This window comes from Limimaricola sp. G21655-S1 (assembly GCF_027213785.1).
In the GTDB taxonomy this organism is placed as follows: domain Bacteria; phylum Pseudomonadota; class Alphaproteobacteria; order Rhodobacterales; family Rhodobacteraceae; genus Limimaricola.
Window position 1 is genome coordinate 1 of the sequence record NZ_JAPWGO010000492.1, and the last position, 238, is coordinate 238.

Sequence of the window (238 nt, forward strand, 5' to 3'; positions counted from 1 at the left end):
CTCGCGCACCAGCAGCCATCGTGCGTCGCCGTCGCCCCACGCCGCCAGCAGCGACAGGCCGATACCGGCCAGCACCACGATGCTCAGCGCGTCCAGCCGGCGATAGCGGTACAGCTCCCACAAGCTCCACAGCAGCGGCGGCAAGGCAGACCACAATAGCGCGCCACGCTCGCCCCAGGCCGGCAGGCAGGCGTCGTACACCCACCACGGCAGCAACAGGTTGGCCGCCAGGTCGGGT

The 238-nt window shown here is 71.0% G+C and carries 1 protein-coding gene; it reads right to left on the reverse strand.

Annotation, left to right across the window (positions count from 1 at the left end; all coding sequences use genetic code 11):
• Nucleotides 1-238: VC0807 family protein (locus O4G76_RS21570; RefSeq protein ID WP_269399123.1), on the reverse strand; the 238-nt coding region annotated here is incomplete at both ends.